The 21,179-nt window shown below is 39.9% G+C and carries 24 protein-coding genes; 11 read left to right on the top strand and 13 right to left on the bottom strand.

What is annotated here, in order from left to right; translation table 11 throughout:
* Nucleotides 1–9 precede the first annotated feature (9 nt).
* Together MIC7126_RS0126800 and MIC7126_RS0126795 are read left to right on the top strand one after the other, a co-directional pair.
* Nucleotides 10–1,047, top strand: coding sequence for an AI-2E family transporter (locus MIC7126_RS0126800; RefSeq protein WP_017656219.1), 1,038 nt, complete (start codon nt 10–12; stop codon nt 1,045–1,047).
* 56 nt (nt 1,048–1,103) lie between these two features.
* Entirely contained in the window at nt 1,104–1,391 is a 288-nt protein-coding gene (locus tag MIC7126_RS0126795; protein WP_026100551.1) for a DUF2288 domain-containing protein, read from the top strand.
* Nucleotides 1,392–1,448: 57 nt separating this feature from the next.
* On the opposite strand, the gene MIC7126_RS0126790 is transcribed toward MIC7126_RS0126795, so the two are convergent.
* A complete protein-coding gene (locus tag MIC7126_RS0126790; protein WP_017656217.1) occupies nt 1,449–1,991 on the bottom strand; it encodes a YdcF family protein in 543 nt (180 codons plus the stop codon).
* Between the two features lie 659 nt (nt 1,992–2,650).
* On the opposite strand from MIC7126_RS0126790, the gene MIC7126_RS0126785 reads away from it, so the two are divergent.
* Nucleotides 2,651–2,914 carry a hypothetical protein gene (locus MIC7126_RS0126785; RefSeq protein WP_017656216.1) on the top strand — a complete coding sequence of 88 codons (264 nt, stop codon included), beginning with the start codon at nt 2,651–2,653 and terminating at the stop codon, nt 2,912–2,914.
* Nucleotides 2,915–2,947: 33 nt separating this feature from the next.
* On the top strand, nt 2,948–3,319 hold the full coding sequence (locus tag MIC7126_RS0126780; protein ID WP_017656215.1) for a hypothetical protein: 372 nt from the start codon (nt 2,948–2,950) through the stop codon (nt 3,317–3,319).
* A 102-nt stretch (nt 3,320–3,421) separates the two neighbouring features.
* On the opposite strand, the gene MIC7126_RS0126775 is transcribed toward MIC7126_RS0126780, so the two are convergent.
* Both MIC7126_RS0126775 and MIC7126_RS0126770 read right to left on the bottom strand, forming a co-directional pair.
* Entirely contained in the window at nt 3,422–4,576 is a 1,155-nt protein-coding gene (locus tag MIC7126_RS0126775) for a glycosyltransferase family 4 protein (protein WP_017656214.1), read from the bottom strand.
* A 51-nt stretch (nt 4,577–4,627) separates the two neighbouring features.
* Nucleotides 4,628–5,806, bottom strand: a complete 1,179-nt coding sequence (locus MIC7126_RS0126770; RefSeq protein ID WP_017656213.1) for a glycosyltransferase family 4 protein — start codon at nt 5,804–5,806, stop codon at nt 4,628–4,630.
* Nucleotides 5,807–6,647: 841 nt separating this feature from the next.
* Here MIC7126_RS0126770 and MIC7126_RS0126765 point away from each other — a divergent pair.
* The 6 genes from MIC7126_RS0126765 (at nt 6,648) to MIC7126_RS31060 (ending at nt 12,480) form a co-directional block, all read left to right on the top strand.
* Entirely contained in the window at nt 6,648–8,864 is a 2,217-nt protein-coding gene (locus MIC7126_RS0126765; protein WP_017656212.1) for an NHL repeat-containing protein, read from the top strand.
* A 393-nt stretch (nt 8,865–9,257) separates the two neighbouring features.
* Complete coding sequence (locus MIC7126_RS0126760) at nt 9,258–9,896, top strand: PIG-L deacetylase family protein (protein ID WP_017656211.1); 639 nt, start codon at nt 9,258–9,260, stop codon at nt 9,894–9,896.
* A 52-nt stretch (nt 9,897–9,948) separates the two neighbouring features.
* The gene (locus MIC7126_RS0126755) at nt 9,949–11,058 is read left to right on the top strand and encodes a glycosyltransferase family 4 protein (protein WP_017656210.1); all 1,110 of its coding nucleotides are present in this window, start codon (nt 9,949–9,951) and stop codon (nt 11,056–11,058) included.
* Between the two features lie 78 nt (nt 11,059–11,136).
* Nucleotides 11,137–12,231 carry a glycosyltransferase family 4 protein gene (locus MIC7126_RS0126750; RefSeq protein WP_017656209.1) on the top strand — a complete coding sequence of 365 codons (1,095 nt, stop codon included), beginning with the start codon at nt 11,137–11,139 and terminating at the stop codon, nt 12,229–12,231.
* A gap of 14 nt (nt 12,232–12,245) precedes the next feature.
* A complete protein-coding gene (locus tag MIC7126_RS31485; protein WP_169330812.1) occupies nt 12,246–12,383 on the top strand; it encodes a hypothetical protein in 138 nt (45 codons plus the stop codon).
* Entirely contained in the window at nt 12,334–12,480 is a 147-nt protein-coding gene (locus MIC7126_RS31060) for a hypothetical protein (RefSeq protein WP_161606868.1), read from the top strand. Before MIC7126_RS31485 ends, MIC7126_RS31060 begins: the two co-directional genes overlap by 50 nt.
* Here MIC7126_RS31060 and MIC7126_RS0126740 read toward each other — a convergent pair.
* The 3 genes from MIC7126_RS0126740 to MIC7126_RS0126730 all read right to left on the bottom strand — a co-directional run bounded on the left by MIC7126_RS0126740 (nt 12,477) and on the right by MIC7126_RS0126730 (nt 13,810).
* Entirely contained in the window at nt 12,477–12,878 is a 402-nt protein-coding gene (locus tag MIC7126_RS0126740; RefSeq protein ID WP_017656207.1) for a type II toxin-antitoxin system VapC family toxin, read from the bottom strand. The two genes, MIC7126_RS31060 and MIC7126_RS0126740, sit on opposite strands and share 4 nt — an antisense overlap.
* 10 nt (nt 12,879–12,888) lie before the next feature.
* Nucleotides 12,889–13,173 carry a hypothetical protein gene (locus MIC7126_RS0126735; protein WP_017656206.1) on the bottom strand — a complete coding sequence of 95 codons (285 nt, stop codon included), beginning with the start codon at nt 13,171–13,173 and terminating at the stop codon, nt 12,889–12,891.
* A gap of 283 nt (nt 13,174–13,456) precedes the next feature.
* A complete protein-coding gene (locus MIC7126_RS0126730) occupies nt 13,457–13,810 on the bottom strand; it encodes an Nramp family divalent metal transporter (RefSeq protein ID WP_017656205.1) in 354 nt (117 codons plus the stop codon).
* A gap of 227 nt (nt 13,811–14,037) precedes the next feature.
* Here MIC7126_RS0126730 and MIC7126_RS0126725 point away from each other — a divergent pair, with 227 nt between their 5' ends.
* On the top strand, nt 14,038–14,370 hold the full coding sequence (locus tag MIC7126_RS0126725; RefSeq protein WP_017656204.1) for a YnfA family protein: 333 nt from the start codon (nt 14,038–14,040) through the stop codon (nt 14,368–14,370).
* 66 nt (nt 14,371–14,436) lie between these two features.
* Here the strand turns inward: MIC7126_RS0126725 and rppB are convergent, their stop codons facing one another.
* From rppB to MIC7126_RS0126690, 7 genes are all read right to left on the bottom strand, one after another.
* Nucleotides 14,437–15,837: a two-component system sensor histidine kinase RppB gene (rppB, locus tag MIC7126_RS0126720; protein ID WP_017656203.1), complete on the bottom strand. Its 1,401-nt coding sequence runs from the start codon at nt 15,835–15,837 to the stop codon at nt 14,437–14,439.
* Nucleotides 15,815–16,552, bottom strand: coding sequence for a two-component system response regulator RppA (rppA, locus tag MIC7126_RS0126715; protein WP_017656202.1), 738 nt, complete (start codon nt 16,550–16,552; stop codon nt 15,815–15,817). Before rppA ends, rppB begins: the two co-directional genes overlap by 23 nt.
* Before the next feature lie 31 nt (nt 16,553–16,583).
* A complete protein-coding gene (locus MIC7126_RS0126710) occupies nt 16,584–17,069 on the bottom strand; it encodes a hypothetical protein (protein WP_017656201.1) in 486 nt (161 codons plus the stop codon).
* Between the two features lie 291 nt (nt 17,070–17,360).
* Nucleotides 17,361–18,347 carry an RpoD/SigA family RNA polymerase sigma factor gene (locus MIC7126_RS0126705; protein ID WP_026100547.1) on the bottom strand — a complete coding sequence of 329 codons (987 nt, stop codon included), beginning with the start codon at nt 18,345–18,347 and terminating at the stop codon, nt 17,361–17,363.
* A 44-nt stretch (nt 18,348–18,391) separates the two neighbouring features.
* Entirely contained in the window at nt 18,392–19,207 is an 816-nt protein-coding gene (locus MIC7126_RS28490) for a CemA family protein (RefSeq protein ID WP_238553726.1), read from the bottom strand.
* Nucleotides 19,208–19,535: 328 nt separating this feature from the next.
* Nucleotides 19,536–20,456 carry a cation diffusion facilitator family transporter gene (locus tag MIC7126_RS0126695; RefSeq protein ID WP_017656198.1) on the bottom strand — a complete coding sequence of 307 codons (921 nt, stop codon included), beginning with the start codon at nt 20,454–20,456 and terminating at the stop codon, nt 19,536–19,538.
* 81 nt (nt 20,457–20,537) lie between these two features.
* The gene (locus MIC7126_RS0126690; RefSeq protein ID WP_017656197.1) at nt 20,538–21,044 is read right to left on the bottom strand and encodes a hypothetical protein; all 507 of its coding nucleotides are present in this window, start codon (nt 21,042–21,044) and stop codon (nt 20,538–20,540) included.
* Nucleotides 21,045–21,179 lie beyond the last annotated feature (135 nt).

Raw genomic sequence — 21,179 nt, 5'->3', positions numbered from 1 at the left:
GAAAGTACTATGAGCGGCTTAGAAGCCAAAAATATTTGGGAACGATTAAATAATTTGGCGTTAGTCCGCTTTTTGTTGTTAGTCGCTTGTGGTTGGGCAATTGTACAACTTTTAGCTTATTTTGAAGCAGTGATTGTGATTTTTGCCTTCGCTGCGATTTTAGCTTTTTTACTCAGTTATCCTGTTAGGTGGTTACAGCGTTTTGTACCTCGAGCTGTAGCAGTTGTTGTGGTTTTTTTGCTCAGTGTTGTCTTGCTTGGCGGCTTAACAATCACCATCGGGTTAGCGGTCCTCTCTCAAGGACAACAACTAGTTGATAGTATATCGGTTTTTCTAACTTCTTTACTACCGCTATTAGAACGAATTGAAGAGTTTTTGCGTAACCGAAATTTGCAAATAGATTTAAGTTTAATTGAAGAACAATTACGGAATCAAGCTGTTAATTCTGTAGTCACTAGTTTAGCTATTTTGCAACAATTTTTGACTAATTTTGTTACTTTTATTTTAATTGCAGTAGTAGCTTTTTTCATGCTATTAGATGGTGAAAAGCTTTGGTATTTAATTGTCAAAGTCATTCCCAAACATCGCCGCAGTAGATTTACCAGCATCATGCGACGCAGTTTTTTAAGCTTTTTCCAAGGACAGCTAATATTAACTTTATTTTTAACAAGTTCAAGTTTAATCGTTTTCTTGCTATTACAAGTACCATTCGCCTTAATTTTATCAGTGATAGTGGGAATCTTGGATATCATCCCAGGGATAGGAGCAACATTAGGTGTGGGTGTAATTACCGTAGTTGTATTATCTCAAGATGTTTGGTTAGCGCTAAAAGTATTAGTAGCTTGTATTGTCCTCCAGCAAATACAAGACAACTTAATTGCTCCGAGAATTATGCAAGGGGCGCTGAATCTTAATCCTGTTGTGGTATTCTTTGCTTTATTAATAGGTGCTAGGGTTGCGGGATTGCTGGGCGTCTTTATCTCGATTCCCATCGCGGGAGTGATTGTATCTTTATTTGAAATTGACGAGATGAAATCAGAAGTTTAGTGAATTTTGGAGTAAGAAAAAGAGTATATTCTAATTACGAATTACGAATTAGTGTCATGGCAGATTTAAGAGCAGAATTAACACAAAACTTGGATGAGGCCGAGTGGGAATGGCTCATCCCTCACCTGGAAAGAGATGCGATTATTATCGTAGGGGGACAGTTAGATTTATTGGATGTAGGAATAGCGATCGCAGGTGATAATATTGCTCAAGTAGAACAATGGATTGATCAGCAATTACTCTCCAAACCCTCGACTGCACAGATGGAAGAGTGGAATGCGAATTCGAGTCAACGCTTTAGCACCTTGATTGTCCAACCCTACGTTTTAATACAGACAATGTAATAAGCTCAAAGCTTGAGCGACTCTCCCCATCCCCTAATCCCTAATCCCTATTCCCTTTCATTTAAGAGCATCAACACGATGTTTCGGCTCATCTGCTCCTGTGTAACCAGTCGCTACCCAAAAAATCGCCCTAGCTCCATCTCGGAAGGATTTTTCAATTGGCTCAGATGATTTTTCGGAAGGAACTGGAACAGCTTTAAAATTAATCCCGCGACTTCCTAAAACAATTTCGCCGATAATCCGAGCACGACGCATGTGGAAGTCCGAAGTAATTAAATAAACACTCTTGATGCCGCGAGCTTGCAAATCATCTACCAATGTGGTAAAGTTTGTCACTGTATCTACAGCTTCATAGTCCATATGTAAGCGGTTAGTGTCGATCCCGGCTTTAGCAAAGACTTTTTGAGTGTATCTAGGTGGACTACCGCCAGAAATCCAGATTGGTAAATCTGGGTGTTTTCGAGCAAAATCTGCTGTAAATTTTTCTCGCTCCATATACTTCGTGGAACCGCCCAACACCAGTACTGCTTGCGGTTGTACAAATTGGCTCTCCACCTCCTTATATCCCCACCACACTAGCAGTGGTAAGGCAAAAGCCATAAATTGGAAGGATTTACCTGTGAAAAATAGCTTGTTCAAGGCTCTATTACTTTGTCTGCTGGATAGGTTTTTTCTATCAAAGAAGGAAAACTAAAACGTCTGTAGACTAGCGCGGTTGAGCTGAATCTACTCAAATCTTGAATTTGGCAGCTTTTTCGTTAAATTTAACTCTAACTGAGGTTGACAACCTTGATGATCTAGTTCTTGATGCACCATAGTAGTCCCTGTGGAAAAATTCGGCAAAGGCTGTTGATACCTTAATACATTTAACATTTAATTGTGTTCAAAGGACATAACTGGTGCAACTTCAATGTGTGAGAGCGAGGCGAAAGTCATTAACGCCTAAAAGCTGAGAGTGAAAGACTTGGGAATTTAAATCTTGGAAAGGAGAGTCAAGGGTCTAGGCTTTTCGGACTGTGGACACTTTCCCAGAAACAACATGACACCTGCGTGAATAAAATTCACCCTGTGTGGCTTGTCGCCCGGAATTTTTGCAAATTTTGGGTAGAAACGAGAAAAAATGACCTGGGTTTCTGGAGTTAATGACCCACATTACGGTACAAATGTACTATAATAAATGTATAGCGCCCATACAGCCCAGGGAAGTGCAAAACCACTCTGTGACAGCCTTCTGAAAAATAGATTCAACGGTTAGTTCTATGATTAAGCACTACATTTTCAGCCTCAATCCGACTGCGAAGCACGAATGGGATCGCTGCATTTTAAGAGATCCGTTGACTGCGAAGCGTCCAGAAATTGCTAAATTAGTTGCCGAAGCAGTTGGTGCGGATACGGGTAGTTATTTAGTGAGCGTAAATATCGAAGTGAAAGTGTTGGAACAAGCTGCGGTATCCCAAGCAGAACAACTTTCGCTGACATTTTCAGAGGTTCCTGTGTCTACACCACTTAGAGAAGTGGCGTAAGCGGATAAGTATTTTTTTGAGGAAGATGATTTAATGATGCAACTGAGTCATTATCCAGGTGTAATTGTGCAAGCTGCTCAACGGGTGAATGAAATAGACTCTCAGTTGATGGCGGTTCAGCAACAGATTAACCGATTTGAGGGTAACGCTGATCGCACTGCAGCTTTTGAAATAGACTTGAAAAATGATGCTCAACGCAAAGCGCGACGCTTTGAAGTGCTGTTGATAAATCAAGAGTATCAAAAAGCGATGGACACCTTGATCCGTTTAACATCAGAAAAAGCCAATGCGATCGCCCATGTAGAATATCTGCGTAACCAGTTTAGTGTAGCTAAATTGGAAGCTAGATTAGCGATCGCTCAACAACTCACCGATTTTGAATCACGAGAATTAGTGGGTTTGTAACCAAATCAAGCGGTGCGTTGCGCTTTGCTTTAACACACCCTACCTAAAGCAGGTCTAATAGTTTTGTAGGAGGGGAGAAAGGCTTTTTTCTGAGCCGCTTCCCTATTTTTGTATGTTTATTTCCCATTGCTTTAATAACTGCGAAATTTGTTGATTAATATTTTTTACATCAAACCGCTGACTAGCAGTAAATCTGGCATGATTAGCGATATTTTTACTATTTTCTGTTTCCATCAAACAAGTCGTAATTACTTGTGCTAATTCTTGGGGTTCTCCTGGCGTCACCAGAAAACCATTCACTCCATGTTCTACTAATTCCATTGCACCGCCAGCTTTAGCTGCAACTACGGGTGTTCCTGAGAGCATGGCTTCTACAATTACTCTACCAAAAGGTTCTGGAGAAGTGGAGGTATGTGCTATTAAATTACAAGCTGCCATTAATTGCGGAATATCTGCACGGAATCCTAAAAATTTGACACGATTTTCTAGACCCAGGGCTACAACTTGTTGATGTAATTGTTGGACATAATCTTGCTCACCAAATAGTGCATCACCTACTAAAATTGCTGTCACTTCTGGCGGACATTGAGCAAGTGCAGTAATTAAAATATGCTGTCCTTTCCACGGTGCGAGACGGCTAAAATGTCCGACTATAAATTGTCCTTGTAATCCTAATTGTTGTTGTAATTCTTGAACTGTTGATGCATCAATTTGGTAAGTTTGGGGATGAAAACCGTTATAAACAACAGTGGTGATATTTGGTTTTCCTCCTGCGGTGACAAAAGCTGTTTGACTCGCTTGGGAATTAGCTATTACTAAAGATGCAAAGCGATTAGCTAAAGTTACAGCAATTTGTCGGTTAGTTTTACTGAAATGTTCTTTTGAAAGAATATCATGTAAATGATAAACCAAAGGGCGGCGAGAGAAGAAACTAGCTAAGGCGCCAATAACTAAAGCTTTTTGAGTATTCGCGTAAATTAAATCGTAGTTGCGGGCTGTTTTGACTACTTCAATTAGTAGAGGTATGAGTTGTTTTAAACTACCCAATCCTTGGAATAAATTGCTGGATTTGCGAACTGTAATCGGTTGGGTAGCAAAAACGGTAACAGGGATTTGATGCTGTTCTAATAAACTTTTAAAAGGGCCGTCAACGAATAAACCCACAAGAGAGCGATCGCGGTAAGGTTTAGCAATATCAATTAAACATAATTCTGCGCCCCCTGGCTTACCACTTTGATCTAAAAATAGAAGTTTCATCATATTAATGAGAACGCAAAGAAGGACTTTTATAAGAGGTCTAATAACTAATTAAATTTTTTCAGCTAAGAGGATATTGCGGACTTTTTGAGCAATTATCCGCCAGTCGAAGTTAGTAATAGCATACTGGCGACATTGCTCACGGGAAGGTATATTAATTTTTTGTAGGAGCACTTGTTCTAATTTTTCAGCAATAGCTATTGTTTCAGTAGAACTAGTAATTAAATCTGGTGAAAAGGGTGATATAATTTCCGGCATTCCTCCAACAGGAGTGCATAAAACTGGAGTTCCACAGGCTAGAGATTCTACTATTGCTAATCCAAATCCTTCAAATGATTGACTAGGCATAATAGTTAAATTAGCAGCTTGGTAGGCTATGGGTAAATCTTCATCGGGGAGAAAACCTAAAAATTTAACGTTGTTTTCTAGTCCCAATTCAATAACTTGTTGTTGTAGTATACTTTGGATGTGACCACGACCTGCGATCGCTAGCCAAACATCAGGAATTCTCAACTTAATTATTGCTATTGCTTGCAACAATTTGTCAAGTCCAACTCGATGTACTAAGCGCCGAGATGTAAATAAAATAGGGCGATTTTCAGACCAGCCTAACTTGATTCTGGCTGCTTGCGGTGATAAATTTGTTTGGAACCGATTAATATCAACTCCACCGGGGATGATATGAATTTTTTGCCAGGGAATTTGGTATCTTTGATGTAGAATATTGGCAAATGCTTGACTGAGAACTATAAAGCGATCGCAGTGGTTAAAAGTATTTTCTTCTATTACCTTGCGTTTGACCCAAGTACTAAATCTCCGACTAGCTACCTCCTCTTCACTCTCAGCAGTCCAAGGTCCATGAAAATTAAAAGTAATTGGTACTCCTTTCGGAAGAATATCTAAAATAGGAAAACTATATAATGCAAAATGCAAATTAATTGCATCTGGTTTCCCTAACCGAGTTTTCTGAAAATTACTACGAATAGACCATAGTCTCTGCCAAATTGCGCTATCTACAGCAGCTAAATTAGTTAATTTAATCGACAAATTCGCTTGAGTTTCCGGTAAACCGACGCCACATAATTCTACTAGGTCTTGATTTGCTGCTAATTGATGAGTTAATTCATAAATATAGCGTTCCAATCCTCCAGGACTTTGGGGAAACCAACCAGTTCCTAAAGTCAGAATAGATGCAGACTTGGCTGCAAATTTATTTTTATCATCTTCCATATATATTTTCTCCTGTAATGTGTTGAGTATGTTTGTATTTATCAACATCTCAACATTAAATCTCTTTAGCTGTTAATTATATTTAGTCATTTTTAACGAAATAAGTATGAACTGTAAAGGATAAAAACAAAAGCCGTGGACAAAAAAATTAAGCTTTTTCCTCAATTACAGCCCCCTTGATAAATAAAGTAATTTCATCCTTCATCCTTCATCCTTCATGAAAGCACCAAATATAAATTATTTATTTCCTAGTGTCAATGAAGTTGTATGATTTCTAACTACTTAAAACCATTTGTGTTTAAATTTACTATTATTCTCAATCAAAAAAGTAGCTATTAATACTTGCACAAATATTCTGTGATTTAAAGTTAAAAACACATATGATTTTTATAAAATTTGTGTGAACTTGATTTATTTAACATCAAACATTTGTTATCTATGTAGATATCCTGCTCACAAAAAGATGGGTTATTAAGTCTAAATAACTATTCATCTCTCAGTTAGAGAATCTTCAGTGATAGTGGGTAAATAAACATACCAATTCATAAAAGTTGCAACTAGACTTCTGGCAAAAGTTGGGGATAGAGAAAAAGATAAATCGCTCAGGTGATAGTAATTTAATTTACCCTGAAGTTTTTGTATTTAGCTATTTCTTGTAAAAGTTACTATTGCCAGCAGTCTATCCTAGAATTAATTAACTTTTATTCTGAACTTGTGTTGATTGCATTAAATTTCATTAGTTACTAGTCAGCCGCTAGAAAAATTGTTTTATTTCTGGCTTTTAACTAATTCGTTGTTGCACAATTCATGAGTTTAAAAGCAATATAAAACCAGAAGCTTTATGAAAAATAGGTCAGTACGAAAACTGCGACGTTTACAACAAAATATCAATCGTCGGCTCAAAAGAATCTCTCGTGACAGACACTTACGCCAAGAAAAACTATTTACATTCTTGCTCTGTCTAATTATTGGATTTATTTTTACTTATGTTAGTACCACAACGCTATGGACTGTAAATGGCGCACCTACAAATACATATAAAACATCGTGGATAGGTAATACTTTCGGTGGTGGAAAAAAGTGGGTACAGAATAATATAGATGGGATGTATGTTGCTGCTGACGGCACTGTTTATACTAATAGTATTTGGGATGAAGCTGGTAGGGAAGCGGGAATTTATAAAGATGCTAATCCTGTAGGAATGCTTGATGATCTCCACGGTTGGAATCGTGCTGGCGGTAAAGCGGTAACAGCGAATAACAAATATGTTTATATTGCCATGAGTCAGGGTGCAATTGGCAAAGTGGATGAAGGTTATCCCCCAGATGGTAAAACTTGGTATTGCGTCAGACGCTACGATTTATCTGGAAAACCTGCACCTTTTACAGGGGGAAATGGCTGGGATAAAAGTATGTTAATTATCAGCACTAAAAGTGAAGTGACTGGATTAGCAACTGCGGGGAAAGAATTATATGTGAGTGATTTTGCTGCTAATAAAATTCGGGTTTTTCATCCAGATTCCATGAAAGAAATCCGTAGCTTTAGCGTGACTAGACCAGGAGTAATAACTGTTGATAAACAAGCAAATCTTTGGGTAATTCAACGAAAAACTGGAAAAGAACCTGCTAAAATTATCCATTATTCCCCAACCGGAAAACAATTACCAGAGCAAATTCAAAATATTGTAGATCCGACAGCGATCGCCGTAGACCATCAAGGTAGACTTTTAGTCACAGAAAATGGCCCGCTACAGCAAGTTTTGATTTATAAAATCACAGGTGAACCAGTCCAAGTCGCTACTTTTGGTAATAAAAATGGAGTTTATGGTGGTGTTCCTGGTGAAGTACAAGATTTAAAATTTTACGGCTTAACTGGCGTAGGTGCGGACGCCACAGGCAATATATATGTTAATAGTAACGGGTTCAATAAATCAGGAACAGATTTGAGAAAATTCTCGCCATCAGGAAAACAACTATGGCGATTATTAGGATTATTATTTATAGATAATGCTGATGTTGATCCTCAAACTGATGGCAAAGAAATCTTTACTAAACAAGAACATTTTGTCATGGATTACAATCAGCCACCAGGGAAAAAATGGACTTATAAAAACTACACCTTAAATCCTTTTAAATATCCCCAAGATCCACGTCTGCATACATCTCCAGATGCAACCTTTGTTCGTCGCCTCAAAGGTAAACCCTTTTTGTTCATCACAGATATGTATAGCAGTTTTTTGCAAATTTATCGTTTTGATAATACAAAAAATAGCAAAATCGCCATCCCAGCGGGAATGTTTGTGGGTACAAACGGGGATGGGAAACAATCCCTTCCTGGAAAATGGCCCCCCCAGCAACCAGAAACAGGAGAATGGATCTGGCGCGATCGCAACGGTAACGGTGCTTTTGAAAAAAGCGAATACGATCGCCATCAAGATTATCCTTACATCGGCGGATGGTGGGTCGATAGCAGAGGTGACGTCTGGAAAACCCTCCGCACTCAAGATGGTATCCGTCGCTATCCATTGCAAGGATTAGACGCCAACGGTAATCCGATTTATACCTACAGTTCTATGCGAAAGCAAAAAACTCCCAGTATATTTACTGATTTGCGCCGGATTGAGTATTTTCCCGAAACCGACACCATGTATTTGTCAGGTTTTACGGCCCAGAATCCGCAGAATGGTGATGACACTCGCGTTGTCGGCTCAGAGATTGTCCGCTTTGACAACTGGAGTAAAGGAAATACTAAACCCCGCTGGCGAACTGTGATACCTTATGACAAAACTGGGAAGCGCGAAATCTCCACCGCAGCTATGAGTGTAGCGGGTGACTATCTATTTGCAGTCACAGTGAAAAACCCGCAAGTATATGTTTACAATGCCACAACAGGAGCATTAGTAAAAACAATCAAACCCGGCCCAGAAGTCGCAGGAGAAAGCGGCTGGGTTGATATACCCCACGGTGTCCGCGCTTTTCGCCGTTCCAACGGTGAATATCTAGTTTTTGTCGAAGAAGATTGGAAAGCAAAAGTGATTTTATATCGCTTTAAAACATAGACGCTACAAATACAGTTCACTGGCTAAAATTGTTCTTTTTTGTTTTTTGTTTGTAACAATATCTAACACACAATTAGGGACACAACAATGTTGTGTCCTTAAAATTTTTAGGTAATTTTTTTACTGAAAATGTTGTTGATATAGATACAGAATATTTATCTAAAAATTATATTTAACATGTAAATTTAACCTACTATGTTAGAGCTAGATGATTTAATTATACAAATACAACATCTAGCTCTAATAACGAGGATGAAAAAATATTTACAGCAATTGCAAAAACATCTACCAAAGGTATGGATTGAGAAAATACAACATTTCCATTCCCGCTTAATATGCCTGTGGATTTCGAGTCATAAAAATCAGATATTAAAATTTACTCAGAAATCAGCAATGGTATTTTCTCCTCACCAAGATGACGAAACATTTGGTTGTGGTGGAATGATAGCGCTAAAACGAGAATACGGTGTACCAGTAATTGTAACTTTTCTCACAAATGGTCAGGGCGCGGCTAACGCAGAGCCAAATTATCAACATAAAATTATCCAAACTCGTAAACAAGAAGCGCTAACAGCACTACAAATTTTAGGAGTGGAACCATCAGCTATTCACTTTTTAGAAAAACCAGATGGAACTTTACCTGATTTAACTCTAGAGGAAAAGCAACAAACAATTGCCCAAATAACTGCACTCCTCGTGCAGCATCAACCAGAGGAAGTTTATGTACCTCATCATCAAGACTGTCATCGAGATCATGAGGCTACATATGAATTAGTTAAACAAGCCATTATCCAAGCAAAAATTTCAGTTGACCTGATTGAATATCCTGTTTGGTTATTCTGGAGAGCACCGCTGTTACTCATGCTGAAACTGTCAGATATCGCTGCGACTGCTTGCTTTTCTATAGTATCAGTGCAAGACAAAAAAATCAGAGCGATTTCTTCTTATCATTCTCAAATTGTAAATCTTCCTCGTGGCTTCATTCAAGGCTTTTTAGGCAGCGAGGAAATATTTTTTAAATCTGAATTCTAGTAGGTTTTTGTAGATAAATTGGCTGCAAGTGCTTTCTGTGGAGACAAATTAAATGCGAATTTTACATCTAACAAATCATGTACAAGAAATCGGTAATGGAATTGTTAATGTGGCTGTAGATTTGGCTTGTTTGCAAGCTGAAAATGGTCATCATGTAGCAGTGGCTTCATCTGGTGGAGAATACGAAATTTTATTAGCAAATTATGGTGTCCAACATTTGGCACTAGATCAATCTAGAACACCAATAAATCTAATTAAAGCTGCTTGGCATTATCAAGAAATTATTAGAGAATTTCAACCAGATATTGTTCATGCACATATGATGACTGGTGTTTTATTAGCAAGATTGCTGAGGAATAGTAGTGAATATAGTTTAGTTTCTACCGTACATAACGAGTTTCAGCGCAGTGCTGTACTCATGGGGTTAGCTGATCGCGTGATCGCAGTCAGTCAGGCTGTAGCTGGGGCGATGGTGCGGCGCGGGATACCTAAAAACAAGCTGCGGGTGGTATCTAACGGCACTTTAAGTAGTCCGAGACATCAAAAAATAAGGGAGTATCAACCTTTACCTCTGCAACGACCAGCGATCGCCACCGTCGCCGGCATGTACACCCGCAAAGGTATCGTAGAATTAATCACCGCCTTCGTCAAAATTGCCGCTGACTTTCCCCAAGCACATTTATACTTAGTGGGAAACGGCCCCGATCGCCCCATATTTGAAGCGCTGGCGCAGAATACACCTGTGAGCGATCGCATTCATTTTGAAGGCTTTCAAGCACAGCCACAACGCTATATGCTAGCCACAGATATTTTCGTCCTCGCTTCACACTGCGAATCCTTTGGTTTAGTCTTGACAGAAGCGCGGGAAGCTGGCTGTGCTATAGTTGCTAGCGATGTAGACGGCATTCCCGAAACCCTAGATTATGGACAGGCTGGTCTTTTGGTTCCACCCCAAAATAGCCACACCTTAGCAAATGCACTCTTCCAACTACTCAGCCACCCCAAACAACTGCAAAAATGGCAATATAAAGCCACGCAAAACCTAGAAAGATTCAGCACTACGCGGGTCTATGCCGAAACAATGGCTGTCTATTATGAATTAGTGAAGAACTATGATTTACCGAGAATAGTCAGAACTGAAGAATTTTTAGTCAGTAAATAATTTTGCGGTTATTTACTGGATAGTGGCGACTACCTGTGAATGTATTGATGGTAATTTGAATAATATACACTGGGTCTGATGCGTGTACTACATATTTTAAACCACGTCCAAGAAATTGGTAACGGCATCGTTAACGTCGCTGTTGATCTAGCTTGTATACAAGCAAAAAACGGTCACGATGTCGCTGTAGCTTCATCTGGGGGAGAATATGAAGCATTACTAGCCCGCTATGGAGTCCAACATTTTTCATTGGATCAAACGAGAACGCCAATCAAATTAATCAAAGCTACTTGGCGCTATCGAAAAATCATCAAACAATTTCAACCAGATATTGTCCATGCACATATGATGACAGGAGTGGTATTAGGCAGAATCTTGAAAGCTTCCTCTGTCTATGCGCTCATCTCCACAGTACATAACGAATTCCAGCGCAGCGCCGTCCTCATGGGTTTAGCCGATCGCGTCATCGCCGTTAGCCATGCTGTCGCCCAATCAATGATACAGCGAGGTATCCCCGCCCAAAGATTGCGAGTGGTAGCCAATGGCACTCTAGGTAGCGTCCGCACTCGCAGTTTAGAACAGTATCGACCAGCACAACTGCAACGCCCAGCGATTACCACTGTCGCTGGGATGTATAAACGTAAAGGAATTGCCGAATTAATCAGTGCTTTTACGGAAATTGCGACCGATTTTCCGCAAACACATCTTTATCTTGTGGGAAATGGCCCTGATAGGACAATATTTGAAGCCCAGGCGCAAAATAGCGGCGTCAGCGACTGCATCCATTTTGAAGGCTTCCAGCCAGAGCCACAAAGTTATATGCTAGCCACAGATATTTTTGTCCTCGCTTCCCACCGGGATCCCTCACCCCTGGTAATTCCTGAAGCCCGCGAAGCCGGTTGTGCGATCGTCGCCAGCAACGTAGACGGAATTCCCGAAGCATTAGATCACGGAAAAGCAGGTCTGTTAGTCCAACCTGCAGATAATCACGCCTTAGCGATCGCTCTGAGAGAATTACTCAGTAGTCCCGAAGTATTGCAGAGATGGAAACAACAAGCTACACATAACCTTGAGCGCTTAAGTGTAGCCCGTGTCAATCAAGAAACCTTAGCAATTTATCAAGAGTTCAACCCAGACAAATTATCAACCGACGATCAACATATCCGCAACTGAATGAGAATTGGGAGATGGGGAGGTGGGGTGATGGGGAGATGGGGAGGTGGGGAGATGGGGGGATGGGGAGATGGGGAGGTGGGGAGATGGGGAGGTGGGGAGATGGGGGGATGGGGGGATGGGGAGATGGGGAGGTGGGGATTAAAGTTTGAACCTGAAACTTGGATTTCAAAAGTAGCGCCCCCAGCTATGAGCGATCGCTCCTTCAACTTATGCCTAACAGCGATCGCGCAAACGCTGTCTAATTAGGATGACGGGGTAATAAGCCGTAGATTAGGAATTTCTAGGAAGTCTTTGATGTTGTGAGTGACTAACGGTAAGTCGTAGCGTATGGACGTTGCAGCAATCCACGCATCTTGGGGCGAAATTGGTCGTCCCACGCTTTGTCGATATGCACGAACCTCTGCCCATTCTTGACAAAGAGGTTGATCCACTGGAATAATCAGGTAATTCGAGAGGTATTGTTCTAATTGGGTGAGACGACGATCGCCCCACTGACGTAAGATTGCCCACTGAAATAGTTCAGCGACACTCATGAATGACAATGCCAATTGCTGACCACTCAAAAGTGGCTGGTAAGGGTCGGCATAATCACTACCTTTGAAAATGAAGGAAGCAATATCAGTATCAATCAGAACAAGACTCATGGGAGTTTAGTTACATCGCCTCTTGGCGCTGTTGTCGCACAAACGTGAGAAAATCTTCAATAGAGTCTTCTTCCGGCCAAAAATCGGTAGCCAGGTCTTTGAGGTGATCAACAGTTGTAGGAGAATGGTTAGCAAGTAACTGCTTGAGCATAGTACCTTGCAAGAACTGGGTACTAAGGGTTTGAAGATCGGGTTGAGAATTTGAGTTTTGGGTGAGGATTTGCAGCAGTTGCTGGCGCTCTGTAGATGAGAGTAGTTGGATGGCAGCGATCGCCGCTTCAAATTGTGGAGTCATAGGTAGTTGTTTGGTTGTCTGCTTCTATGCTATTTGAATTCGACTGCGTTAGCGAAGCTTTGCCGTTCGCAGAGCGTCTCGTAGAGAAGGCATCGCTTACAACTATCTCAGCTATGGGCGATCGCTCAAGAGAATCAGAAAGGGATCACCAATACAGCAATGTGTTACGCTGTCGCTAAATCATTGCTAAGTGGAGTATATTCTTTAGTGCCATGTCAGTAAATCAAGAAAACTTAGATATTTTAAATACCTGCCGCCGCATTTATCAGCAGCAACAAAATGGTCAAGCGATCGCAATCTCGCACAGTATCCACAAACAAAAGCTTACTCTTGGTTTGAAATAATCTCGACAAGCCTGCGCCAAATCTCGCCCCGTAGCAACTCCCAATCGCACACACAAAGATTGCAGCAATATGGCCATCAGATTGGACAGCAAGATCACTGTTAACAGTGTATATCCAAACTTTGACCCCCCAGCAATGTCTGTAGCCCAGTTGCCAGGGTTCATGTATCCCACTGAAACCAAAAACCCTGGCCCTGCATAAGCCAGCATTTTGGCAATAAAGCTGTTGCTGTTGGGGACTCTAATACTACGGTGAACCTCTGGTAAGCTAGGTCTGTTTTCTGGAGGAGTCATTTACTTTGCTATAAAATGTTCTCATATTCTTTTCATAATTTATTTTTTCATATTCTCTCATAATTTGAAATAATCTGGCATGAATATTAATCTCCTCAAGATTTAAAAAGTAAAAATCTTGTTTTACCACTTATAACTACCGTGTTTTTTTATACTTTTGCAAGAACACAAATCTAATAAAATTTGAAGTTCGTAAAGAATCTTTATAATAGATAGGATATTCTTGAGTGAAAGAAATACTAAAGTCCTTACTTAACTTCATATGGGCTGGCTTGTTTGAGATAGGCGGTGGCTATCTTATCTGGCAATGGTTAAAGGATGGAAAGCCTTTCTGGTGGGGAATTGCCGGAGGTATTGGGTTAGCTTTATACGGTATGCTTGCTACTCTCCAGCCTGCTAACTTTGGTAGAGTGTATGCTGCCTATGGAGGGGTATTTATTGTGCTGGCAATGCTTTGGGGTTGGAAAGTAGATGGGGTAGCTCCAGATCACTACGATATGCTAGGAGCTTGTTTGGCGCTACTGAGTGTGTTAATTATCATGTATGCACCCAGAGCATAGAAAAGAGGAGTTCATTCTACTATATCCTCTAGGAGAGTATTCAATTCTCAGTTGCTTACGCGATCGCTAACCCAAATCCAGATCCCTCAGTACGACGCGATCGCTCGCTTCGTCTGTCAAGGGTAAGTGAACGATGAAAGTGCTACCCTTACCAAGTTGGCTTTGCACCTGTATACTACCTCCATGAGCCTGAACAATTGCTTGCGCGATCGCTAATCCCAATCCAGATCCACCAGTACGACGCGAGCGATCGCTATTCACTCGATAAAAACGGTCAAAAATCCGCTTTTGTTCGTGCGATGCAATACCAATACCTGTATCTTGAATTTCAATTACAGCATGACCGTTGCTGCGTTTGAGGATAACAGTTACATAACCGCCAGCAGGGGTGTATTGAATAGCATTGGCAATTAGATTAGAAAGCACACGCAACAGTTGATCTTCATCTCCCATCACGTATAAAAGCTCTTGGCATAACACCAAAGATGTTAGCTGCAAAGAAGCCGCAGCCGCTAACGCTGAAAATTCTTCTATCAGGTCATTAATCAAAATATTCAGACAGCAATGTGTTTGTTGTGTCGCTAGCGTTTGCTGTTCTAATCGAGACAATAACAGCATATCCTGAACTAGTTCAGCTAGTCGATGATTTTGACGTTGAATAGATGCCAAAATATCTCGCGCCTCCTCAGACAGATACTCCATATCAAATAAAGTTTCTACCGTTGCATTAATCGCTGCTAGAGGAGTACGCAACTCATGAGAAGCATCAGACGTAAACTGTTGCATTTGTTTATACGAAGAGTCAATTGGCTGCATTGCTAACCCTGCCAGCCACCAACTAGAACCGCCAACTAACAATACCGTAATTGGCAAGCCCACCGCCAAAATTAATTTCAAAGCAGCGAGACGATTATCAAGGTCATTGAGATTGCGCCCTACCTGAATATAGCCCCAATCTTGATTATCTTGAGTGTGCAGCAGTAGAGACTTTTGACTGTAACGATTACCCTGCAAGTCTTTCACTGTTTGCCACACTTGGGTTTCCACAGTCGGTGGCAGTTCATTAGCTTGGAAACCTGCCACTGCAATTAACCGTCCTGAACCATCGACAAAACGGATGTAATATTGCTTCTCTTTGTATACAGTACTAAAAATGCCGTGTTCATTATGGGTGCTTTGACTGTGACTCAGGATATTTTGGGTAGGACAACTGGACTCAGCTAAACAAATATTTGGTAAAACCTGCTGGAAAACTAGCTCTGTAATACCAGGTTGTTTCAAAGTTGGTTCAATTACATCATGTAGTGTACCTGCTACCGATTCCAGTTCCCGGTTGATAGAAGCCACATAAGCATCAATGATTACCTTGTAAACCACAAAACCGCATAAGGACAGAATTAGAGCCATAACTACCGCATACCAGGTAGCCAATTGCCAGCGAGTCTTACGAAATAGTCGAATCTGCATTGCCAGGATTGAAACGATAACCCATACTAGGAACAGTTTCGATTAGCCCATCACAACCATATTCCGATAATTTGCGACGCAAAAGTCGGATTTGAGCTGCTACTACATTACTAACGCGTTCTGCACTAAAGGCGTACAGATGATTTAAAATTTGGTCGCGGGTAATAACTGTATTAGGACGTTTCATCAAGTATTCTAATAACTGAAATTCTTTTTTTGTTAAATAAATTACCTTATTTTCACCATTCGGGTACTGTCGAGAAACTGTACAATTACCGCAGTCTAAAATAAGTCCACCAACTTGCAATTGTAAAGGCTGGATCTGGGACGTAAGCGATGCGTCTCCAAAAGAAGCTCGCCGTTGCAAGGCACGCAACCGTGCCAGTAGTTCTGCCATACCAAACGGCTTGATCAAATAATCATCTGCCCCTGCATCTAGTCCAGCTACCTTATCTGCCATGCTATCTTTAGCAGTTAGCATCAGTACAGGCAAAGCATTGCCCCGAACTCGTAAACGCTTGCACAGTTCTAAACCTGACATTCCTGGTAACAACCAATCAAAAATCGCCAGTGTATATTGAGTCCAATTATGTTCTAGATAAATCCAGGCTTCATTTCCATCCAAAACCCAGTCAACAATATATTTTTCTTTACTCAACTTTCGCTGAATCGATGCACCCAGATCCGGCTCATCTTCAACAAGCAAAACTTTCATAATCAGCAGATGTATTTTAGTAATTTGTTCATTAAATTACACGCAATTGAGCAATACCAATTGGTAACTCTACATTCATGCCAGCGAGAATGGTAGATATCTTGTAGAACTTATCACCAGTAGTCACTGCTGTTTTTTTAACATTATTCATTTCTACAATTATGACAGTTCCAGGAGCGGCTGATTCGGCAAACTCTAGCGTAGCTTTTTTGCCTTGAATAGAAACTTTTGCAGCAAATTTTTTACCGGATTGATCGGATGCATCAATATTCTCTCTGAGAACAATGTTAGCTGGAGCTTCGATAAGTAGCTGAGAAATAGCCTTGCTATTTTCGGGAACTGCTATTTTTAAGGTATGTCTCATAATCCTCGCGTGGCGAATACCCTGGGGAAATTCTACCAAGCTAATAACATGAGGAAAGTTACTAGATTGTGGTGTAGGATTTGCATAAGTAGCTGGAACTAAAACTGCCATAGTCAAGGCAAAAATAGCAGTGTATGTCAGTGTTCTATTCATTGCGCTCTTATAATCACTTTACTAAATTCATCAATCATCAGAATCATCTTCAGTGAAAGATGTTACCTCTTAATAGCTTGACAAAGTGAGATGAAATTTGGGTGAAATTTTAGCTAGTTATAGAGATTTATTAAAAAAAACAAATAAGTGACCTTTGATGAAGCTATAATCCTTTCGGAAATGTATACTTTTTTATAATCTCAAAACTCTCTCTAACTTTGTTTCAGCTTCTAACGATGTTGACAAACAGTTGAAGAAGTAAGATGTTCATACTGATGTTTTGTCATACATTTAAGTGAAAATATACTCTCGTAGATTTGTTTGGCAACGACGGAGGTAACTCAGTGCTTGTTTTTCTAAGTAACGAACTCTGCTTTCACTAATGTTGAGATGTTGAGCTACCTGCGTCAAGGTGAGTTCGCAATTATCTTCCAAGCCATAATGCAAAATTAGGACTTGTTGCTGCTGTGGAGTTAATTCTTTCAGTGAGAGATAGATATCTTGACGCATTAAATTTTGAGTTACTTGGATTTCAGGCAAGGCTTCTGGAACTTCTGTTAAAAGTTCTTGCAATTCTGTGTCTTCGTTATCGCCCACTTGTTTATCTAATGAAACAGGTTGACGAGATATCATCAGCAGTTCGCGGATTTGAGCAGGGTTTAATTTCATCTTTTCTGCAATTTCAGACATACTAGGACTGCGCTTTAGTTTTTGAGATAATTCCCTTTGCACTTTTTTAAGTTTATTCAACTTTTCGGTAAGATGAATTGGCAGTCTAATAGTTCGTGATTGCTGAGATATTGCTCGTGTCATTCCCTGGCTAATCCACCAATAAGCATAGGTAGAAAACTTATAGCCACGAGTGGGGTCAAATTTCTCTACACCACGCTCTAAACCTAGTGAACCTTCCTGAATTAAATCCATAAACTCCAAATTTCGTCCTTGATATTTTTTGGCAATAGAAACTACTAAACGAAGATTTGCTGCGATCATCTTTTGCTTTGCCTGTGTACCTTTCTGAAAAATTTCCTTCACTTCCATTTCACTAAGTTGTACGTATTGAGCTAATTCTTTTTGAGATGGTTCGTGATTGAGGTGTTTCTTCAAAGTTTCCTTTTTTTTCTGTAAGACAATCATCTGCTGTACCTTTTTGCTATATACAATTTCTTCCTCATAAGTCAACAATGGTACACGAACAATATCTTGCAGATAATTACGAACTATATCTGTGCTGAATTTAATATTTGACGTTGTTGTTATCATGTTACAAATCGGCATAATTTTAGTATTTTTTGTTGATATGAAAATATCTTTAATAAAAATTATTCATTCATGTTACGGTAAGTAGCCACGGCTGAAGGAGAACTGCGATTGAGATAGCGAAATATCCAATATTTGAAGACTGTATCCATGATTACTGGAACAGTAGCAATAAATAAAGAAGTAAGGCTTTTGTTTTCTGGTAAACCGTAATGTTGGAAAGTATTTTCTATAATTATTTGCCAACCATAAGGAGAGTGAAAACCGACAAATATATCTGTAGATAGAATAATTAAAAAAGCTTTAGCAGAGTCGCTTAGACTATAAGTTATATCGCCAGCAAAAGACATAAGAATGGATAGCTGCTGCTTACCTGTTAAGATTAAGATTATTAATGTGATAGCTGTAAGTATATCTGTAAAAACATTTGTTACTGCATTAATACTTTTAATTTTATTTTCTGCTACTAACGCAATAGCTTTTTTCTTAATCTTCTTTTGAACAAGCTCGTCAGAGAATGTGCTGATTTTACTTATTCTAGCTTCAAAATAAACACTTTGCTCAAATCTCTTGAGTTCCGCTAAAGCTTTTTCTTCTTGAGAAGAATTCAAGAAAATATGTGATTCTTGTGAATTCCAGAACTTCTCAACGAGGGGAGTGATTACAAAGTTTCGAGAAAGCTGATTTATAAGTAATGGAACTACAATCAAAATTAACAAAAAACGGACAGAGGAAATTGTTTGAAGTCGAGAAGTGCGAAACTCTTCAATAACCTTTGCTTCGGCATTTGGATCTAAAGTCTGTTGAAATTTTCCTATCGTCCGCAGGATAGAGCGAGGAATAAAGCTCATCTTTTGAGATGATGACTTTGATTTCATCTTAATTTATAAGCATCAAAATTATAGTTGCACCCATAATTTAGTGAGACAACTGTGGTATTTTAAAGAGCTATAAGATTTACCCTTTAAATCTCTAAACTCTACTTTACAAAAACATGATGAAATTAAGATGAAAAATCAGTATTTTATAGAATTGTTTCTAAATTTAGTTATTTTGGTATATATTAAAATCAGCAATTTTACTTAAATAACTATTACTTTGGGGATTTGTTCTCACAAAGCTAAGATGATTAGGTATTCGGTCACAGTAATTGCTCTAAATGCGATCGCCACCAAATTCTCTATCCACATACTCAACTAAATTGATTTAAACCACGTTTTCTTGAGCAAGAGGACATGGATAACTTGGATCGCCTGTTTCTATCTGAATTGTAGTGTGTTCGATACCAAAATGGTCGTGAAGTTGTTGATTTACCTGAACTAAAAAAGCATCACTAGGATTTCCAGCAGGCATAATTAAGTGAGCAGTGAGAGCTGTTTCTGTGGTACTCATCGCCCAGATGTGCAAGTCATGAACACTAGATACACCAGGAAGTTCAGCCAAAAATGTACGGACTGCAAGTGGTTCAATACCTGCTGGTACGGCATCCGTAACCAAGTTGAAAGATTCTTGGAATAATTGCCAAGTACTGACAACAATCACGACAACAATCATCAAACTCACAACAGGGTCAAACCATAGCCAACCAGTGGTAACAATCGCAATACCAGCTAGGACTGCACCCAAAGACACCGCCGCGTCAGCAACTAAGTGAATAAAGGCTCCCCTAATATTCAAGTCTCTTTCACGACCCGACAAGAACATTAAAGCACTTCCCATATTGATGGCAATACCTACCGCAGCCACGCCGATAATTGTACTACCTGATACTGGACTAGGTTGAGCAAAACGCTGTATGGCTTCCCAGGCAACAGCGCCAGAAGCTACAAGTACGAGGATAGCGTTTAATAGAGCTGCCAAAATAGAAGAGCGACGTAACCCGTAAGTGCGGCGTTGCGTTGGTTGGCGACGACCGAGGAAGCTTGCTCCCCAGGCAAGTAACAAACCTAGAACATCACTCAAATTGTGACCAGCATCGGCAAGTAGGGCAAGGGAATTGGCAGCCAACCCATAAACTACTTCAATGACAACAAATCCAGTGTTGAGAGCAACGCTAATAATGAAGGCACGGTTGTAATTAGTCGGTTCGTGGCTGTATCCGTGACTATGACTGTGATTGTGAGACATTAATACTATCCTTAAAGCGTTACCAATGGCGAAAGAACTTCTAGGTTTTGACGTTATCTTATTGCTACCACTTGCTATTAATTATCGCTTGAAGGTAAAGCGACCATTAAATTTTTCACCTTTGACATCCGTTTGAATCACAACTTTATACTCTCCCGTTGCAGTTGCAGGTAGCTTTGCTGAATATTGCTTCTCGTCGTTATTATAAGGAACTTGTAGGGTTTTGTTACTGCCATCTGGTAGCTGAACTTGAGCCGTGAGCTTCGCATCAGTAATTGCTTTGTCCTGCTCGCCGTGTACGCTTATATCTAAATGAGTAGAATCTTTTTCTATATCTGGTTTGAACTCTAAATGATATTTGCCCGACTCTATAACTTGACCCTTATGCTCTCCATTATTAGATTGATCGCCTTTTTCATTATGCGCTTCCCCAGTTTTAGCAACGGGTTCAGTTTTGACAGCTGTTTCTGTAGTTGCTGTCTTGGTAGCACTTTCCGAGTTAGCAGCTTGATTCCCACCATTACAAGCACCCAAAAAAATTAATCCTACACTGCTAACAATTACTAAACTGGTTTTCAGAAATTTCATTAATTCAAACTCCTTGATGTTTTGTGAATTAAAAACTAGTACAGTACGGCGTAAGTAAAGCACCCATTTAAAATCAATGAAGCCCTTGCGGTATAGGAATTAGGAATTCCTAATTCCGTTAGTGTAGCGGGGCTA

The organism is Fortiea contorta PCC 7126, from assembly GCF_000332295.1.
Taxonomy (GTDB): domain Bacteria; phylum Cyanobacteriota; class Cyanobacteriia; order Cyanobacteriales; family Nostocaceae; genus Fortiea; species Fortiea contorta.
The sequence above is the reverse complement of the archived record's forward strand: the minus strand, read 5'-3'. Positions and strand labels throughout refer to the sequence as shown.